This is a genomic window from Rhodococcus sp. P4_F5 (assembly GCF_056401315.1).
Genome location: NZ_JBFUJP010000001.1, coordinates 384,095 through 401,989 on the forward strand (window position 1 = coordinate 384,095; position 17,895 = coordinate 401,989).

Annotated in this window: 16 protein-coding genes and 1 tRNA gene; 7 read left to right on the forward strand and 10 right to left on the reverse strand. The window is 68.5% G+C overall.

Annotation, left to right across the window (positions count from 1 at the left end; genetic code table 11):
- The first annotated feature begins 46 nt into the window (after nucleotides 1-46).
- The gene (locus AC1DU4_RS01855; RefSeq protein WP_477837380.1) at nucleotides 47-910 is read left to right on the forward strand and encodes a TIGR03619 family F420-dependent LLM class oxidoreductase; all 864 of its coding nucleotides are present in this window, start codon (nucleotides 47-49) and stop codon (nucleotides 908-910) included.
- 15 nt (nucleotides 911-925) lie between these two features.
- On the forward strand, nucleotides 926-1,342 hold the full coding sequence (locus AC1DU4_RS01860) for a nuclear transport factor 2 family protein (protein ID WP_072843148.1): 417 nt from the start codon (nucleotides 926-928) through the stop codon (nucleotides 1,340-1,342).
- A gap of 188 nt (nucleotides 1,343-1,530) precedes the next feature.
- Here AC1DU4_RS01860 and AC1DU4_RS01865 read toward each other — a convergent pair whose 3' ends face one another.
- Entirely contained in the window at nucleotides 1,531-2,784 is a 1,254-nt protein-coding gene (locus tag AC1DU4_RS01865; protein ID WP_477837382.1) for a cytochrome P450, read from the reverse strand.
- 162 nt (nucleotides 2,785-2,946) lie between these two features.
- Here AC1DU4_RS01865 and AC1DU4_RS01870 point away from each other — a divergent pair, with 162 nt between their 5' ends.
- Nucleotides 2,947-4,110, forward strand: coding sequence for a steroid 3-ketoacyl-CoA thiolase (locus AC1DU4_RS01870; RefSeq protein ID WP_477837384.1), 1,164 nt, complete (start codon nucleotides 2,947-2,949; stop codon nucleotides 4,108-4,110).
- A 311-nt stretch (nucleotides 4,111-4,421) separates the two neighbouring features.
- Nucleotides 4,422-4,622, forward strand: coding sequence for a cold-shock protein (locus AC1DU4_RS01875; protein ID WP_477837386.1), 201 nt, complete (start codon nucleotides 4,422-4,424; stop codon nucleotides 4,620-4,622).
- A gap of 114 nt (nucleotides 4,623-4,736) precedes the next feature.
- On the opposite strand, the gene AC1DU4_RS01880 is transcribed toward AC1DU4_RS01875, so the two are convergent.
- The 6 genes from AC1DU4_RS01880 to aceE form a co-directional block, all read right to left on the reverse strand.
- Nucleotides 4,737-6,170, reverse strand: a complete 1,434-nt coding sequence (locus tag AC1DU4_RS01880; protein ID WP_477837388.1) for an acyl-CoA carboxylase subunit beta — start codon at nucleotides 6,168-6,170, stop codon at nucleotides 4,737-4,739.
- A 95-nt stretch (nucleotides 6,171-6,265) separates the two neighbouring features.
- Nucleotides 6,266-7,504, reverse strand: coding sequence for a KasA/KasB family beta-ketoacyl-ACP synthase (locus AC1DU4_RS01885; RefSeq protein WP_477837390.1), 1,239 nt, complete (start codon nucleotides 7,502-7,504; stop codon nucleotides 6,266-6,268).
- 8 nt (nucleotides 7,505-7,512) lie between these two features.
- Complete coding sequence (gene acpM, locus AC1DU4_RS01890) at nucleotides 7,513-7,818, reverse strand: meromycolate extension acyl carrier protein AcpM (protein WP_477837392.1); 306 nt, start codon at nucleotides 7,816-7,818, stop codon at nucleotides 7,513-7,515.
- A gap of 107 nt (nucleotides 7,819-7,925) precedes the next feature.
- A complete protein-coding gene (locus tag AC1DU4_RS01895; protein ID WP_477837394.1) occupies nucleotides 7,926-8,843 on the reverse strand; it encodes an ACP S-malonyltransferase in 918 nt (305 codons plus the stop codon).
- 127 nt (nucleotides 8,844-8,970) lie between these two features.
- The gene (locus AC1DU4_RS01900) at nucleotides 8,971-10,299 is read right to left on the reverse strand and encodes a PucR family transcriptional regulator (protein ID WP_477837396.1); all 1,329 of its coding nucleotides are present in this window, start codon (nucleotides 10,297-10,299) and stop codon (nucleotides 8,971-8,973) included.
- A gap of 96 nt (nucleotides 10,300-10,395) precedes the next feature.
- Entirely contained in the window at nucleotides 10,396-13,212 is a 2,817-nt protein-coding gene (gene aceE, locus AC1DU4_RS01905; protein ID WP_477837398.1) for a pyruvate dehydrogenase (acetyl-transferring), homodimeric type, read from the reverse strand.
- Nucleotides 13,213-13,501: 289 nt separating this feature from the next.
- On the opposite strand from aceE, the gene AC1DU4_RS01910 reads away from it, so the two are divergent.
- The 3 genes from AC1DU4_RS01910 (at nucleotide 13,502) to AC1DU4_RS01920 (ending at nucleotide 14,519) form a co-directional block, all read left to right on the forward strand.
- On the forward strand, nucleotides 13,502-13,924 hold the full coding sequence (locus AC1DU4_RS01910) for a DUF3052 domain-containing protein (RefSeq protein ID WP_072845813.1): 423 nt from the start codon (nucleotides 13,502-13,504) through the stop codon (nucleotides 13,922-13,924).
- A gap of 24 nt (nucleotides 13,925-13,948) precedes the next feature.
- Complete coding sequence (locus AC1DU4_RS01915; RefSeq protein WP_072845812.1) at nucleotides 13,949-14,413, forward strand: peroxiredoxin; 465 nt, start codon at nucleotides 13,949-13,951, stop codon at nucleotides 14,411-14,413.
- A 34-nt stretch (nucleotides 14,414-14,447) separates the two neighbouring features.
- A tRNA-Val gene (locus tag AC1DU4_RS01920) sits at nucleotides 14,448-14,519 on the forward strand.
- 104 nt (nucleotides 14,520-14,623) lie between these two features.
- Here the strand turns inward: AC1DU4_RS01920 and AC1DU4_RS01925 are convergent.
- The 3 genes from AC1DU4_RS01925 to AC1DU4_RS01935 all read right to left on the reverse strand — a co-directional run bounded on the left by AC1DU4_RS01925 (nucleotide 14,624) and on the right by AC1DU4_RS01935 (nucleotide 17,809).
- Complete coding sequence (locus AC1DU4_RS01925; protein ID WP_477837401.1) at nucleotides 14,624-15,733, reverse strand: biosynthetic peptidoglycan transglycosylase; 1,110 nt, start codon at nucleotides 15,731-15,733, stop codon at nucleotides 14,624-14,626.
- 313 nt (nucleotides 15,734-16,046) lie between these two features.
- A complete protein-coding gene (locus AC1DU4_RS01930) occupies nucleotides 16,047-16,370 on the reverse strand; it encodes a type II toxin-antitoxin system Phd/YefM family antitoxin (RefSeq protein ID WP_477837403.1) in 324 nt (107 codons plus the stop codon).
- Between the two features lie 101 nt (nucleotides 16,371-16,471).
- Entirely contained in the window at nucleotides 16,472-17,809 is a 1,338-nt protein-coding gene (locus tag AC1DU4_RS01935; protein WP_477837405.1) for a glycosyltransferase 87 family protein, read from the reverse strand.
- Between the last annotated feature and the right edge of the window lie 86 nt (nucleotides 17,810-17,895).

Below are 17,895 nucleotides of genomic sequence, written 5' to 3' on the forward strand. Positions count from 1 at the left end.
GCCCGAACAGCCCGAGAAACCCGAAAAGCTCGAGTAGGAGATCAGCATGAAGTTCACCGCAAGCGTCGCGATGAGCCCGCTCGACCAACTCATCCCGCTCGCGCAGACTGCGGAGGAGTGCGGGTTCGCCAACATCGCACTGCCCGACTCGCTGTTCTACATGGAGACGGCCGCCGCCGACTACCCGTACACCCCGGACGGCTCCCGCATGTGGAACGCCGAGACGCCGTGGGTGGACCCGTTGATCGCGGCGGCCGCGATGGGGGCCGCGACCTCCACCATCGGCTTCTACACGAACGTGCTCAAGCTGGGCTCGCGCAACCCCCTGCTGCTCGCGCGGCAGGTCGGTTCGGTGGCCAACCTGACCGGCAACCGCTTCGGCTTCGGAGTCGGGATCGGCTGGGCACCTGAGGAGTTCGAGTGGTGCGGCGTGCCGTTCAAGCGCCGCGGCGCCCGGGTCGACGAGATGATCGAGGTCATCAAGTTGACCCTGGCCGGCGGCATGGTGGAGTACCACGGCGAGTTCTTCGACTTCGACAAGCTGCAGATCAGCCCGGCCCCCACCAAGCCGGTGCCGTTCTACGTCGGCGGACACACCGACGTGGCACTGCGCCGCGCGGCCCGGGTGGGTGACGGCTGGACCTCGGCGATGATGAAGTTCAAGGACCTGGTGGAGACCAAGCGAAAGCTCGACGACCTGCGGGCCGAGAACGGCCGGGCCGACGAGCCTTTCGAGATCCAGGCGGTGTGCATCGACCGCTTCGGCAAGGACGGCTACCAGGAACTCGCCGCCGCAGGGGTCACCGACACCATCGTGGTGCCGTGGATCTTCGACGGTGTCCCGTTCGACGGACCGCTCGAGGCCAAGCAGGACTCGCTGCGCAAGTTCGCCGCCGAGAACATCAACTAGGACCGAGGGAGCATCATGACGACGACCGTCGAACATCCGGCTCGCATCGCGTCGCGTGCCTCGCAGGCGGCAGCGAGCGGCAAGCGCAAGGCGGAGTGGCTGGACCTCTTCGCGGAGGACGGTTGGGTCGAGGATCCGGTCGGCCCTTCGGGTTTCGACCCCGAGGGCAAGGGGCACCACGGCCGGGAGGCGATCGCCCGCTTCTACGACATGACGATCGCCAACACCGACTCGTTGACCTTCAACGTCGCGGACACCCTGATCTGCGGTGACGAGATGGTCTACATCGGCAGCATCCGGTCCGTCGTGGCGGGCAACCAGATCGACGCCGAAGGCGTGTTCGTCTACCGGGTGAACGCCGAGGGGAAGCTGCAGTCGATTCGGGCCTTCTGGGAGGTCGACCGGGCGATGAAGACCCTCGTGAAGCTCTGACACCAGGGCACCCTCTGACCGGGGCGCCGATGCTATGAGCTAGATCAACGAGAATGGGCCGCACAGGAATTCCTGTGCGGCCCATTCTCGTTGATCCCTGGAAGGAAGATCTGCTGTCAGGGTGACAGCCGGCAGCGCCGGCGCGGTGAACCGCGYCGGCGCTGCCGGGTGAGACTTTGCTGTCGCGACTAGTGCGAGACCGGGCAGCCGCCGGTCTTGTAGTCGACCTGGTACTCCTTGATGCCGTTGAGCCAGCCGGACCGCAGCCGGCGGGTCTCGCCGACCTGGGTGATGTCCGGGAGGATGTCGGCGATCGCGTTGAAGATCAGGTCGATCTCCATGCGGGCCAGGTTGGCGCCGAGGCAGTAGTGCGCGCCGGTGCCACCGAAGGACAGGTGCGGGTTCGGGTTCCGGAGGATGTCGAACTTCTCCGGGTTCTCGAACACCTCCTCGTCGAAGTTCGCCGACACGTAGCTCATCACCACGCGCTGGCCCTTCTTGATTGCGACGCCGCCGATCTCGGTGTCCTCGAGCGCGGTGCGCTGGAAGGAAGCAACCGGGGTGGCCCAGCGGATGATCTCGTCCGCCGTGGTCTTCGGGCGCTCCTTCTTGTACAGCTCCCACTGCTCGGGGTTGTCCATGAAGGCCTTCATGCCGTGCGTGGTGGCGTTGCGGGTGGTCTCGTTACCGGCCACCGCGAGCACGATCACGAAGAAGCCGAACTCCTCCGGGCTGAGCTCGTCGCCGTCGACGTCCGCCTCGATGAGCGTGGTGACGAGGTCGTCGCCCGGGTTCTGCTTGCGCGCCTCGGCCAGCTGGTACGCGTATCCGAGGATCTCCATCGACGCGGCGGCCGGGTCGATGTCGGCGAACTCGGGGTCGTCGTACGAGGTCATCTGGTTGGACCACTCGAAGACCTTGCCGCGATCCTCCTGCGGCACACCGATCAGCTCGGCGATGGCCTGCAGCGGCAGCTCCGCCGCGACCTGGGTGACAAAGTCGCCGTTACCCTCCGCAGCGGCGGCCTTGACGATGGCCTCGGCCCGGTCCTTGAGCTCGGCCTTGAGCCCGTTGATCGCGCGGGGGGTGAAGCCGCGGGAAACCAGCTTGCGGAGCTTGGTGTGCTCCGGCGCGTCCTTGTTCAGCAGCACGAAGCGCTGCAGCTCGATGGCCTCGCGCTGCATGTCGTCCGCGAAACGCGGGATGGCGGTGTTCTCCCAAGTGGAGAACACCTCGCTGCGCATCGAGACGTCGCGGATATCCTCGTGCCGGGTGACCAACCAGTAGCCACCGTCGTTGAACCCGCCGACGCCGTCGGGCTGCTCGACCCRGAACACCGGCTCGGCCTTGCGAACCTCCGCGAGCTCCTCGACGGGGATCCGATGTGCGTAGATGTCGGGGTCCGTAAAGTCGAAACCCGCGGGAATGTTGGGCTGTGCCACTGCTGTCTCCTGCCCTCGCGATCGTTGCCGCAAGTGATGTGGAACACGTTCTATAAACATTGAATCACAGAGCCCTCGCAAGGGAAAGGTCTGCACGTCATACCCTTGCCCTTCAGGGAGAACCTGTTCTACTTTCAGAGTACTGAGGGAAAGGAGCCCGCTGTGGGCACACCAGTAATCGTCGAGGCTGTCCGTACCCCGATCGGCAAGCGAGGCGGCTGGCTGTCCGGCCTGCACGCGGCGGAGACCCTGGGCGCGGTGCAGGTGGGACTGCTCGAGCGCGCGGGCATCGACCCCGTCCTCGTCGAGCAGGTCATCGGCGGCTGCGTCACCCAGGCGGGTGCACAGTCCAACAACGTCACTCGGGTGGCCTGGCTGGCGGCGGGCCTGCCGTGGCAGACGGGCGCCACCACCGTCGACTGCCAGTGCGGCTCCGCGCAGCAGGCCAACCACCTGATCGCCGGGCTGATCGCCACCGGCGCGATCGACATCGGCGTCGCCTGCGGCATCGAGCAGATGAGCCAGGTCCCGCTCGGCGCCAACGTCGGCACCGAGGCCGGCCCGCGTCGGCCCGCGTCGTGGGACATCGACATGCCCAACCAGTTCGAGGCCGCCGAGCGGATCGCGAAGCGTCGCGGCATCACCCGTGCGGACATCGAGGAGCTCGGCGTCCGCTCGCAGGCGCTGGCCAAGCAGGCCTGGGCCGAGGGCCGCTTCGACCGCGAGGTGCTGCCCGTGACCGCCCCCGTCATCGGCGAGGACAAGCTSCCGACCTCGGAGACCACGCTGGTCTCGCGGGACCAGGGCATGCGCGACACCACGCTCGAGTCGCTGGCCAAGCTCAAGCCGGTCATCGAGGGCGGCATCCACACCGCCGGCACCGCCTCGCAGATCTCCGACGGCGCCGCCGCGGTGCTGCTGATGGACTCCGACCGCGCCCTCGCCCTCGGCCTCRAGCCGCGCGCCCGGATCGTCTCGCAGGTGCTGGTCGGCGCCGAGCCCGAGTTCCACCTCGACGGCCCCGTCCAGGCGACCGCCAAGGTGCTCGAGAAGGCCGGCATGAAGATCGGCGACCTCGACCTGTTCGAGGTCAACGAGGCCTTCGCGTCCGTSGCRCTGTCCTGGGCTCGGGTGCACGGCCCGGACATGGACAAGGTCAACGTCAACGGCGGCGCCCTGGCCCTCGGACACCCCGTGGGCAGCACCGGATCCCGGCTGATCACCACCGCGCTGCACGAGCTCGAGCGGACGGACAAGTCCACCGCGCTGATCACCATGTGCGCGGGCGGCGCGCTGGCCACCGGCACCATCATCGAACGGATCTGACCGCCGCGGCAGCCGGCCGGGCTGCGGTCGGTCGACACGATCCCGCGGTCGGGTTGGAACCGACTGGTCTCGAGTGGAGCGTGTCCGCGCGACGACACCTCGGGAATGAACCCGGCGCCGGTGCGGTTGACCCTGATGGTCGTAGTTTTTCTGTGTCTGTGTTTTCGCACGCTCGCAAGGAACTTTTGTCGAGCGGAACATTTGTTGCGCATGCTCTGTCTGCCTTCAGGAATCTGGAGACGCCGAGTTTCGAACCGGCCCGGGACACCACGCGGTGTGGGTCCCGCATCCCAGCCCTGTAAGGAGAGAACATGACTCAGGGAACAGTGAAGTGGTTCAACGCGGAGAAGGGCTTCGGCTTCATCGCCCGCGCCGACGGACCGGACGTGTTCGTCCACTACTCCGAGATCGAAAGCTCTGGTTTCAAGAGCCTCGAGGAGAACCAGCAGGTGGAGTTCGAGGTGGTGCAGGGACCCAAGGGTCCGCAGGCCGCCTCCGTGCGCCCGCTCTGACCGCCCACGGTCGTACAGCGTCGCCGCGCTGAGCTGTACGAACCAGCGCGGCACTGACGACAGCAGGCCCCCGACGTCTCGTCGGGGGCCTGCTGCTGTGTTGCCGCTGTCAGCTCACAGTGGGATGTTCTTGTGCCGTCCGCGGCCGGCGGGGGCGGCGGCCAATGCGGCGGCCAGCGTGCTGCGGGTCTTGGCCGGGTCGATCAGCTCGTCGACTACACCGATCGAGATGGCCCGTCCGACGCCGCCCGCGATGGCCTCGTGTTCGGCCGCCAGGCGGTCGTGCAGGGCCTCGCGCTCCTCCTCCGGGACTGCGGCGAGGGCCCGCTTGTGCAGGATGCCGACGGCGGCCTTGGCGCCCATCACGGCAACCTCGGCCTCGGGCCAGGCGAACACCGCGGTCGCGCCGAGCGCCCGGGAGTTCATCGCGATGTACGCGCCGCCGTAGATCTTCCGGGTCACCAGGGTGACGCGGGGGACGGTGGCCTCGGCGAACGCGTGCAGCAACTTCGCGCCGCGTCGGACCACGCCCTCCCATTCCTGGCTCACGCCGGGGAGGTAGCCGGGAACGTCGACGACGACCACCAGCGGGATCCCGAAGGCGTTGCACAGCCGCACGAAGCGGGCCGCCTTCTCGGCGCTCTCGGAGTTCAGGCAGCCGCCCAGGCGCAGCGGGTTGTTGGCGATCACGCCGACGCTGCGGCCGCCGAGCCGGCCGAGGCCGGTGACGATGCTGCGGGCGTAGTTGCCCTGCAGTTCCTCGAAGTCGGACTCGCCGTCCACGTTGTCGAGCAGTTCGTGCAGGATCGGGCGGACGTCGTAGGCACGCTTGGCGGAGGCCGGCATCAGCGCCCGCAGGTCGGTGTCGCCGTGCTCGGCGGCCACCAGGTCGAAGGTGCCCTGGTCGCAGAACATCGACACCAGACGGCGGGCGCGGTTGAAGGCGTCGGGCTCGTCGGTGGCCGCGATGTGCGCGACGCCGGACTTCTTGGTGTGGGTGTCGGGGCCGCCGAGCGAGGCCATGTCGACCTGCTCGCCGGTGACGGACCGCACCACATCGGGGCCGGTCACGAACACGCGGCCCTCGGGCGCCATGATCACCACGTCGGTGAGCGCGGGACCGTAGGCGGCGCCGCCCGCGGCGAAGCCGAGGACGACGGAAAGCTGGGGGACGAGTCCGGAGGCGCGGACCATGGCTTCGAACACGAGGCCCACGGCGTGCAGGGCTTCGACGCCCTCCGCCAGGCGGGCGCCGCCCGAGTGCCAGATCCCGACGATCGGTGACTGTTCGCCGATTGCGGTGTCGATGGCGTTCACGATGTGCTTGCAGCCCTCGACGCCCATGGCGCCGCCCATCACGGTGGCGTCGGAGCAGTACGCGACGGTGCGCACACCGTCGATCGTGCCCGCGGCGGCCAGCACGCCCGACTTGTCGCGGGGGTGCAGGGGGACCGTGGTACCAGGGTCGAAGAGCTGTTCCAGCCGCGCCAAGGGGTCACGGGGATCGAGCGGGGTCTCGGATCTGCTGATCGGTTCCAGGATGGTCATCGCCGGTCCTCCTTGTGCGAGCCGCCTACGGGCGGTGGTCGGGGTGGGGGTCCCGCTGGCTGTGGAACCCCCACCGTTCGGGCTGTGCCGACCTGTCAGGCCCTACCGAAGGCGAGCGCGACGTTGTGCCCACCGAATCCAAACGAGTTGTTGATTGCGAAATCGATCTGGCCCTGACGGGGTTCACCCTTCACGACATCCAGCTCGATCTCTGGATCCTGATTCTCGAGGTTGAGCGTGGGCGGGACGACAGAGTCCCGCACACTCAGGACCGTCAGCACCGACTCGAGGGCGCCGACGGCGCCGATCGAGTGGCCCAGTGCGGACTTCGGTGCGTACACCGAGGCGTGATCGCCGACCGCGGCACGGATGGCCGAGGCCTCCGCGGTGTCGCCGATCGGTGTCGCGGTGGCGTGCGCGTTGACATGCATGATGTCGGTCTTGACCAGGCCGGCCGTCTGGATGGCCCTGGTCATGGCCCGCGCCGCGCCGAGACCCTCGGGGTGGGGAGCCACGATGTGGTACCCGTCCGAGGTGATGCCCGCACCCAACAGTCGTGCATGGATGGTGGCACCGCGCGCCTTCGCGTGCTCCTCGGTCTCGAGGACCATCATGGCCCCGGCCTCACCGAAGACGAACCCGTCGCGGTCCTTGTCGAACGGCCGCGACGCCGCCTTCGGGTCGTCGTTGCGCGTGCTCAGGGCACGCATCATCGCGAAGCTTGCGATCGGGACCGGGTCGATGACGCCCTCGACACCGCCGGTGACGATGATGTCGGCGTCGCCCATGATCAGCATCCGGTACGCATGCGCGATCGCTTCCGAACCGGACGAACACGCAGACACGGGGGTGATGACGCCGGCGCGGGCGCCGAGCTCGAGCCCGACCACCGCGGCCGGACCGTTGGGCATCACCATCTGGACGGCGAACGGGGACACCTTGCGGTAGCCGCCCGCCTTCATCTTGTCGACGGTGTCGATCAGGGCTTCGCCGCCGCCGAGGCCGGTGCCGAGGACCACGCCGAGGCGATCCTTGTCGACCTCGGGGCTGCCCGCGTTCTCCCACACCTGACGGCCGAGCACGAGCGCCAGGCGCTCGACGTAGCTCATCCGCCGGATCTCGACACGGGAGAGGGACTCGTCGGGGCTTACCTTCAGGTGGCCGCCGATGCGGACCGGAAGATCGAACTCCTCGATGAACGGATCGTCGAGGATCCCGATCCCGGACTCACCAGCGAGCAGGCCCTTCCACGTGGCATCCACGTCACCAGCGAGCGACGTCGTGGCCGCGAGGCTGGTGACGACGACGTTGGGGAAGTTCCTGGTGGAAGTCACGGGCCGACTCACTCCTCGTTGGTGGCGTCGAGCTTGGCCTTGACTGCCTCGGCAGTCTCGCCGCCCTCAATGTCGAGCTTCTCGATGTACGCGACGATGTCGCCGACGGTGCGCAGGCCGGCCAGGTCCTCGTCCGGAACCTTGACGCCGTACTTGTCCTCGGTCTGGACCGCGATCTCAACCATGGACAGCGAGTCGATGTCCAGGTCGTCGACGAAGGACTTCTCGATGGTCACCTCGGACGGCTCGATGCCGGTGACCTCCTCGATGATCTCGGCGAGTCCGGCGATGATTTCTTCCTGGCTGAGTGCCACTTGGGTGGCTCCCTTCTTGGTTGGTGAATCGTGGGTCCAACTTTCGGACGGTGCGGACACCGGCCGAAATGTTTCGGTCCGTCACCGCGAAGCGGCGACGCAGGATACTAACCGGCGGAGATGAGCGCGGTGAGACCGTCGAGGTCTGCCGGCGTCTTCAGCGCCAGGGTCGGGGTGCCCCGCATCTCGCGCTTGGCAATGCCGACCAGGGTTCCGGCCGGCGGAAGTTCCGCGATGGCGGACACCGCGGCGGTACGGAGGTAGTCGGTGCACAGGTCCCAGCGCACGGGCCTGGTCACCTGTGCGGCCAGCTTGGTCAGTGCGTCGGCGCCGGAGGCGACCGGCCGGCCGTCGGAATTGGAGAGCAGGATGCGGGTGGGTTCGGCGGGGGTGATCTGGGACGCGGCCTTGCTCACCGCGTCCTGTGCCGGCGCCATGAACGCGGTGTGGAACGCGCCTGCCACGGGCAGTGCCCGGACCCGAGCCTTCTCCGGAGGCGTCGCCGCCAGCTCCTCCAACGCGCTGAGGAGGCCCGCTGCCACGATCTGACCTGCGGCGTTGCGGTTGGCGGCCTCGAGTCCCAGCTCGGCGAGCCGGGCGAGGACGACCTCCTCGTCGCCGCCGAGCACGGCCGACATTCCGGTGGGTTCGAGCGCGCAGGCCTTGGCCATCTCCGAACCGCGGATCGCGGCCAGGGTGACCGCGTCGTCCGCGGAGATGACGCCGGCGATGGCCGCGGCGGCCAGTTCGCCGACCGAATGCCCGGCGGCCACGACGTCGGCGGGCACCAGGCCCCGGCGTTCCATCTCCTCGAAGGCGAGCAGCGCGGAGGCCACCACGAGGGGCTGGGTGACCGCCGTGTCGGTGATCTCCTCCGCGGTCGCGGTGGTGCCGAGGCGCTCGAGATCGAGGCCGGAGGCCTTCGACCAGATGGCCAGGCGGTCGGCGGTGCCGGGCAGCTCCAGCCAGGTGCTGAGCATGCCGGGGGTCTGGGAGCCCTGTCCGGGGGCAAGCAACGCAATCACAAGCTAAGAGAACACCGTTCAGGCCAACCTGCGAGGTGTTGTTGACACTGAACCTTGGACAAGTGTTTTGTAGGGTTCCCACAAACGGCCACGTCGGCATTTCCCATCGGAAGTCGCCCGGTCTTCGTTACACCCGTCTGCCGGGAAAAGTTGCGGCTGTTGTTGAAGTGGCAGAATTCATCGTTCTGTTACCTGTTGGGGCCAGTCGACCCACGGTTGCCGCCACTCTGAGCACGTAGGCGTCGCGGGGGTTGGTCGGATCCCGGCGCGTGATCTCGGCGATCTTCTTGAGCCGGTAGCGGACCGTATTTGGATGGACGAACAGTTGTCGGGCGCACGTCTCGACGGCCGCCCCGCAGTCCAGGTAGGCGTCGAGGGTGTCGGAGAGGGACGAACCGGCGGCGGCCAGGGGCTGTACCAGCAGATCGTTGAGTAGGTCCAACGCCGCGTGATCGCCGATCAGTGCGCGCTCTGGCAGCAGTTCCGCCGCGTGCACGGGCCGCGGCGCTCCGCGCCAGCCGGCAACCGCCTCCATTCCCGCCAACGCCTCCACGGCACTGAAGTGGGCGGCACCGAGGGTGGGGGTGGACGGGCCGATCACCACCGGGCCGCTGGAGAAGCTGGTCAACAGGTCGTCCATGAACTGCCGGCTCTCGGGTGAAGGTTGCATCTCACCGCTGACCACGGCGACCAGCCGCGAGCCCTGCACCACCGCGAGCGCGGCCCTGCCGTGCTTGTGGGCGATGGTGTGGATCGTGCTCACCACGGACACGCCCTGGTCGGGCGGCGGAGTCCCCACCAGGACCGTCGCCGGGGAGTTCGCATCCCAGTTCAGCGTCGCCGCGCGCGAGAGCATGTCGGGGCCGCTGTCCCCGCGGACCACCGCGTCGACCACAAGCGCCTCGAGCCGGGTGTCCCAGGCGCCGCGGGACTCGGCGGCGCTGGCGTAGACCGACGCGGCGGCGAACCCGAGTTCGCGCCCGTACCGCAGCACCGCCTCGGTGAGCGCCACGAGTTGCCGCTCGTTGCGGGCCAGCGCGGGCAGCCACTGCTCGAAGAACTCCATGGCCACCCGGACCATGTCGACGGTCTGCCGCAGGGTGAGCCGTCGGGCGAGGTCGTGCGGGATCACCTGGAAGGCGTCGAGGCTGAAGCGGATGTCGCTCTGCGGGTTCTGCAGCCACTCGAGGAAGTTGACCACCGAGGTCTGCACCAGCATCTGCACGCTGGCGCGCTGGTCGGCGTCGAGGTCGGCGAAGAACGGCAGTTGCACCTGCATGGTGCTGACGGCCTCGGTGGACAGCCGCCCGGAGAACTGCTTGACCCGGCGCAGCAGCGCGTCCGGCAGCGGCTCGCGGGGCTGACGGTTGCGGGAGAACACCGCCGCCGCGGCCACCGTCACCGTCTCGTCGCCGTCGCCCGGCGTCGCCCCGGGTCGGGGCTGCTGCTCACCCATAACTCCGCAACCTACGCCCCGGGGCCGACGACGGACGCCCCGGACACCGGCAAAACGGTGTCCGGGGCGTCCGGTGGGTGCGATTTGTCGCGGGGGTTACGCGCTCCCGGGGTCCTTCAGCGACTTCGGCGCGGCCAGCACGTCGTCGATCCGGTACCGCTGCGCGGCGGTGACCGCGGTCAGCCGGTCGATCCGGCCCTCCTTTGCGAGGGCGACCAGGACGGCCACCACGATGGACTCGGCGTCGACGTTGAAGTACCGGCGGGCGGCGGTCCGGGTGTCGGAGAAGCCGAAGCCGTCCGTGCCCAGGGTGGTGTAGTCGCTCGGCACCCACTGCCGGATCTGGTCGGCCACCGAACGCATCCAGTCCGACGCGGCGACGACCGGGCCCTCGGCCGCGGACAGGGCCGTGGTCACGTAGGGGACCGGGGCCTCCTCGCCGGGGTGGCGCAGCGCCTCACGCTCGCACAGCACGCCGTCGCGGCGCAGCTCGCCCCACGAGGTCACCGACCACACGTCCGCCGAGACGCCCCACTCGTCGGCCAGCAGCTGCTGCGCGCGCAGGCCCTCCGGCATGGCGACGCCGGAGACCAGGATCTGCGCCTTCGGGCCGTCCTCGTCGGACTTGCGGAACAGGTAGATGCCCTTGAGCAGGCCCTCGACGTCGAGGTCCGCCGGCTCGGCCGGCTGCACGTAGGGCTCGTTGTAGAGGGTGATGTAGTAGAAGATGTTCTCCCCGCCGAAGCCCTCGACGCCCTCGGTGCCGCCGTACATCCGGCGCAGACCGTCCTTGACGATGTGCGCGATCTCGTAGGAGAACGCCGGGTCGTAGGTGACCGCGGCCGGGTTGGTCGACGCCAGCAGCAGCGAGTGCCCGTCGGCGTGCTGCAGGCCCTCGCCGGTCAGCGTGGTGCGGCCGGCGGTGGCGCCGAGCACGAACCCGCGCGCCATCTGGTCGGCCGCCGCCCACAGGCCGTCGCCGGTCCGCTGGAAGCCGAACATCGAGTAGAAGATGTACAGCGGGATCATCGGCTCGCCGTGGGTGGCGTACGAGGTGCCGACCGCGGTGAACGACGCCGTCGAGCCGGCCTCGTTGATGCCCTCGTGCAGGATCTGGCCGATCGAGCTCTCCTTGTACGCCAGCATCAGCTCGGCGTCGACGGAGGTGTACAGCTGGCCGTTGCGGTTGTAGATCTTCAGCGACGGGAACCACGAGTCCATGCCGAAGGTGCGGGCCTCGTCCGGGATGATCGGCACGATCCGCTTGCCGATCACCGGGTCGCGCAGCAGTTCCTTGAGGGTCCGGACCAGGGCCATGGTGGTGGCCACTTCCTGCTTGCCGGAGCCCTTGCGGACCGGGTCGTAGGTCGAGTCCGGCGGCAGCTGCAGCGGCGCGGCGTCGGTGTTGCGCGAGGGCAGGAACCCGCCCAGGGCCTTGCGCCGGTCGAGCATGTACCGGATCTCGGGGGCGTCCGGGCCCGGGTGGTAGTAGGGGGGAAGGTACGGGTCCTTCTCCAGCTCGGCGTCCGAGATCGGGATGTGCTGAAGGTCGCGGAACGCCTTGAGGTCGTCGAGCGTCAGCTTCTTCATCTGGTGGGTCGCGTTGCGGCCCTCGAAGTGCTTGCCCAGGGTGTAGCCCTTGATCGTGTGCGCCAGGATCACCGTCGGCTGGCCCTTGTGCGCCATCGCCGCGGCGTACGCCGCGTGGATCTTGCGGTAGTCGTGGCCGCCGCGCTTGAGGTTCCAGATCTCCTGGTCGCTGAGGTCCTTGACCAGCTCCTTGGTGCGCGGGTCGCGGCCGAAGAAGTGGTCGCGGACGAAGGCGCCGTCGTTGGCCTTGTAGGTCTGGTAGTCGCCGTCCGGGGTGACGTTCATCAGGTTCACCAGCGCGCCGTCGCGGTCCGCGTGCAGCAGCGCGTCCCACTCGCGGCCCCACACCACCTTGATGACGTTCCAGCCGGCGCCGCGGAAGAACGACTCCAGCTCCTGGATGATCTTGCCGTTGCCGCGCACCGGTCCGTCGAGGCGCTGCAGGTTGCAGTTGACCACGAAGGTCAGGTTGTCGAGGCCCTCGGTGGCCGCGACGTGTGCCAGGCCGCGCGACTCGGGCTCGTCCATCTCGCCGTCGCCGAGGAACGCCCACACGTGCTGGTCGGAGGTGTCCTTGATGCCGCGGTCGTGCAGGTAGTGGTTGAAACGCGCCTGGTAGATGGCGTTCATCGGGCCCAGGCCCATCGACACCGTGGGGAACTCCCAGAAGTCGGGCAGCAGCCGCGGGTGCGGGTACGACGGCAGTCCGCCGCCCTTGTCGGCGTGGCTGTGCTCCTGCCGGAAGCCGTCCATCTGCTCGGCCGGGATCCGGCCCTCGAGGAAGGCGCGGGCGTAGATGCCGGGGGAGGCGTGGCCCTGGATGAAGACGTGGTCGCCGCCGCCGGGGTGGTCCTTGCCGCGGAAGAAGTGGTTGAAGCCGACCTCGTACAGCGCGGCGGAGGACGCGTAGGTGGAGATGTGCCCGCCGACGCCGACGCCGGGTCGCTGCGCGCGGTGCACCATGATCGCGGCGTTCCAGCGGATCCAGGCGCGGTAGCGGCGCTCCACCTCCTCGTCACCGGGGAACCACGGCTCGTTCTCGGTGGGGATGGTGTTGACGTAGTCCGTCGAGGTGAGGGCGGGGATCGAGACCCGGTTCTCGCCGGCGCGCTCGAGCAGTCGCAGCATGAGGTACCGGGCGCGGGAGGGGCCGGACCGCTGCAGCAGGTCGTCGAAGCTCTCGATCCATTCGCCGGTCTCGTCCGGATCGATGTCGGGGAGGTAGGACGCCACGCCCTCGCGAATGACTCGAACCCGGCCGTCGGCACTGGGAACGGGACGCTGCGATGGCGGTGTTACGGGGTCCTGGGTGTGGTCGGACAACTGTGCTCCTCATCCGCGATGGACGCTCGGGTGCGGCATCCAATCCTGATGGTCCACCCGTGTGACGGCGGACCACATCTGACGTTGATGGTGATCTCCCTCAATCTTGCCGTATGACCCCGCATACGTGGCATCCGAGGCTCCATCCGGGGGGTTCGGAAAACATTTGTGGAACTTTTCGGCGCGGTCCGCTTGCGCGAGACGCGTTTACCCTGTTCGCTTTCACTACTGATCCACACGGAACGGGTGCTGGAGGTTGCAGCCCTGTCAACAAAAGGAGGACACCACCGTGGTCGCCGCGGCGGACGCCCAGAACTACGCCCAGAAGCTCGGCATTACCAACGACATGGTTGTCCAGGAACTGGGATGGGACGAGGACACCGACGATGACCTGCGGTCATCGGTGGAAGACATCATCGGTGGAGAGCTCGTTGACGAGGATTCGGACGAGGTGATCGACGTAGTCCTGCTGTGGTGGCGGGACGGCGACGGGGACCTCGTCGACGCGCTCATGGACGCGATCGCGCCCCTCTCGGACGAGGGATTCGTCTGGGTCCTGAGCCCGAAGACCGGTCAACCCGGACATGTCGAACCCAGTGAGATCGCCGAATCCGCACCCACCGCGGGCCTGACGCAGACGTCGGCCGCGAATCTCGGTGCATGGACCGGCAGTCGCCTGGTGCAGCCCAAGGCCCGACCGGCCAAGCGCTGACCCGCCGATCACGAAGGAGTCCCCATGCCTCTCGAGGTTGGTGCAGTCGCGCCGGAGTTCACGCTCAAGGACCAGAACAATCAGGAAGTCTCGCTCGCGGACTACCGCGGCAAGAAGAACGTCCTGATCGTCTTCTACCCGCTGGCCTTCACCGGCACCTGTCAGGGTGAGCTCTGCCGGGTGCGTGACGGACTGCCGAAGTTCGAGAACGACGATGCCGCCGTGCTCGCCGTCTCGGTCGGCCCGCCGCCGACGCACAAGATCTGGGCGTCGGAGCAGGGGTACACCTTCCCGTTGCTCTCGGACTTCTGGCCGCACGGTGCGGTCGCCCAGGCCTACGACGTGTTCAACGACAAGGCCGGGTTCGCGAACCGCGGGACCTTCGTCGTCGACAAGGAGGGCATCATCCGGTTCGCCGAGATGAATGGCCCCGGCGAGGCCCGTGACCAGGCGGCTTGGGAGAATGCGCTTGCCGCGCTAGATTCCTGAGTGTCATTCGGCGGGCTCCGGCCCGCCGAATTTCGGGCGTGTAGCTCAGTGGTAGAGCTCTGGTTTTACACACCAGCGGTCGGGGGTTCGAAACCCTCCGCGCCCACCGCCGTTCTGACGGGCGAGTCGTCAATCTCGCTGTCGGACAGCAAGAAGCCCCCCGCCTCGACGAGGCGGGGGGCTTCTTGCTCGAGGAATGTGGGAACAGGTTTACCGGGTATCCCCGCCGGCCCCCTCTGCTTCGAGGCGGTCGGCCACGCTCTGCGGCATCGCGGAGCAGCTGCCGGAGTCGTCGCCGAGCGTGTGGTCGCCGGCCGAGTCGGTGATCCCGACCGTGGCGACGACGCCCTCCCAGCCGCCCATCTCGCGGATCCGCTGAGGCACCTTGTTCCGGGCGTTGGCGACGGTGCTGGCCACCAGCCACGTCCCGTCGCTCTCGATGTCGACGCCGCCGCCGGGGGCGCGCCGGACATCCTCGCCCAGTGGCAGCAGGCCRGCCAGAGTGGCTGCGTCCCAGGGGTTTCCGTCCCATGGCGGACGGTTGAAGTAGTACCAGCTCGCGGCGCAGACGCCGTACAGGTTCGGGCCGAACTGGGCGTAGTTCAGGTACAGCTCGAGCTGCCGCTTGTCGCCCATGAGGTTGTACGGATACGACAGGACCGATTCCGCGACCTTTCGCGCCGCCTTGACGATCTGCCACTCGCCCCGGATCAGGAACATGTTCTTCACCAGCTGCTGTGGGATCGTCGAACCGGAGGGGTCCTCCTCGCCGGACAGGAACGCCCCGACGCGTTCGTTGAACACGCCGACGTCGAACGGGCCCGTCCGGGTGCCCAGCCGGGCGTCCTCGTGGACGAGCACGGCCGCGACGTAGTGTCGGCTGATGTGGTCGAGCGATACCGCCTGGAAGACGGTGGGGCCGCCGGCCTCGTCGGTGAGCATGAACATCGTCCGCGGCGGGGTCCAGACCCGGAACACGACCGGTGTCACGACGATCCAGACCAGGGCCGCGATCGCGGCCCGTTTGCCCCAGCGGAGCCAGGTGGCCCGGCGGCCGGTGTCGGGCGGCGTGGGCGTCGGAGCGCCGGGGGGGCCGGGCCACGGTCCCGGCGTCCGTCCGGGAGGCGGCACCGGCCTCGACGGCTCGAACGGTGGCGCCGGGTACGTCGGCCGAGGCGTGGGGCCGGGTGCGGCGCGAGGCGTGGGGCCGGGTGCGGCGCGAGGCGTGGGCGGGACCAGACGTCGCAGCCAGGGCGGGGTGATCGTGGGCCGGGCATCGGGTGTCGGGCGGTTCGGGCGGCCGCCGAGTCGTGTGTTCAAGATGTCCTCGAGGGCGGTGTTGCAGGGCCGGAAGCCGGAACCGGCTCGTTCAGTTGAACTTTAGACGTTGTAAGAAAAGTGGAGAAACCAGGCACTTCGTGCCCGTGCGGCGGCCTACTTGTAGAAGCCGGCGCGCAGGTTGATGCCGTGCTCGACCCACACCTTCAGGGCGGCGAGCATGCCGGTCCAGCCCTGGCAGTTGCCGAAGGCGTTGGTGGCTCCGTCGGTGGTCGCGAGCCAGGCGGACTCGGTGATGGTGACGAGTGTGCGGGTGTGGTCGACCTACCGCAGATGACCTCGGGCGGCGTGCGGGTCACCGGCGCTTCGCCGCACGCAACTTCCGCTTTCTCTTCTTGCCGGCCTTCTTCGACTTCCTCGGCCGCGTCGCCGGGTCGACGGCGAGGGTCGGCGTGGACTCGCGGAGCGACTCGGCGGCCGCCCTGCGGCGGAGGCTGTCCATCAGTTCGGGGGAGCGGAGCAGGAAGGTCGCCTCCTGCAGCGTCCTGTAACGGGCCGCGGAGATCAGGACGGCGTTGGCGTTCTTGCCGGCGATCTCGATGGCGACGGTGTCGTCGTTCACCCGCCGGACCAGGTCCTTCAAACGCTTACGTGCGGTCTTCACGGTTGTTGCCGTCACCACCACCGACACTCCATTCGCTGCCTCCCGATTCCGGGGATACTGCCACCTCGTCGGCCCGATTCGCGGTACCTGCGCCCGCGCCGGGCGCGCCCGACGACTCACCGGACGGGTGTCGCGGCGTCCGGTTCGGGAACGGAGAGCCCGGTGGGTGGCTGCGCGCCTTCCGCCAGGGTGAGCCGCCGCGGGCGATCGCGGGGCGGCCGGACGGCGATGACGGCCGCGCCGACCAGGACGACCGCGTAGGCCACGACGTAGAGGTTCACCAGCACGTCCCAGGGAATCCAGCTGGCGGGGAACAGGTACAGCCCGACGACCAACCGGTCGGGAAAGTGGTAGGCCCACGATCCGGCGACGCCGAAGATCGCGACCAGCCCCAGCCACCACCACGTGTTCGTCAGGGCGCGGTGCACCGTCCAGACGAGCAGCGGAACGAACCACACCCAGTGGTGGCTCCACGAGAACGGGGAGACCACCGCGGCGGTGAAGCCGGCGACGGTGACCGCGAGCAGGGCCTCCCCGCGGCGGTGGAGTCGGGCCACCACCCACATGCTCACGGCGACGACGGCCGCCGCGAGAAGCAACCACAGCCACGTGGGTGCGGGGTCGCCGATGATCCGGGTGAGTGCCCCGCGCAGCGACTGGTTCGCGGCGTGCGCCTCGTCGGCGATGCGGGTGGAATCGAAGAACGTCGCGGTCCAGTACTGCTGCGAATCCTTCGGCAGCACAGCCCAGCTCACCGCGACGGTCGTGAGGATCGTGATGGTGGAGACCGCGGCGGCGCGCCACTGTCGCAGCGTGAGGTAGTAGAGGACGAAGTACGCCGGCGTCAGCTTGATGCCCGCCGCGATGCCGACGCCGATGCCCCGCAGCCGACTCGCCTCGCCCCGCGAGGTGTCCCACAACACCAGCAGCATCAGCACCAGGTTGATCTGGCCGAAGAACAGCGTGGTGCGCACCGGCTCGAGAAACACGCACGCGAGGGAGAGCAACGCCGAGACGCCGACGACCCGGCCGGTGATGCGGTAGCCGAGGATCCGCCAGCACAGCGTGACGACGGCCACGAGCACGACGAGGTTGAACCCCATCCAGATGTACTTGCCGGCCTCGTCCGGCAGTAGGTCGACCGGGACGAACATCAGCGTCGAGAACGGCGTGTACGTGTAGAGCAGGCCGTGGATCACCGGCTCGGTGTAGAGCGGCAGTCCCGCCAGGACGTGACGGGCGCCGTCCCGGTACACGTCGAGGTCCATGCCGCCCATGAACAGTCCCGTGTTGGGCAGCCACGGGTCGACGGTGGCGACCAGCAGCACCGTCGTCGCGATCGCGACGAGGGCGATCCCGGCCAGCGCTGGCCATCGTGCGGTCAGCCGCCGATCACCTCGGGTGCCGGTGGCATCGGAGTCCGGTGCCGGCAGATCTCTGGTGTCCCCACGCATGATGAACAGTCCCTCCCCCTGGACCTCGCCTCAGCCCCACTGCAAAGACGATGCCAATCCAAAGTAACGACCAGGCCGTGTGACAC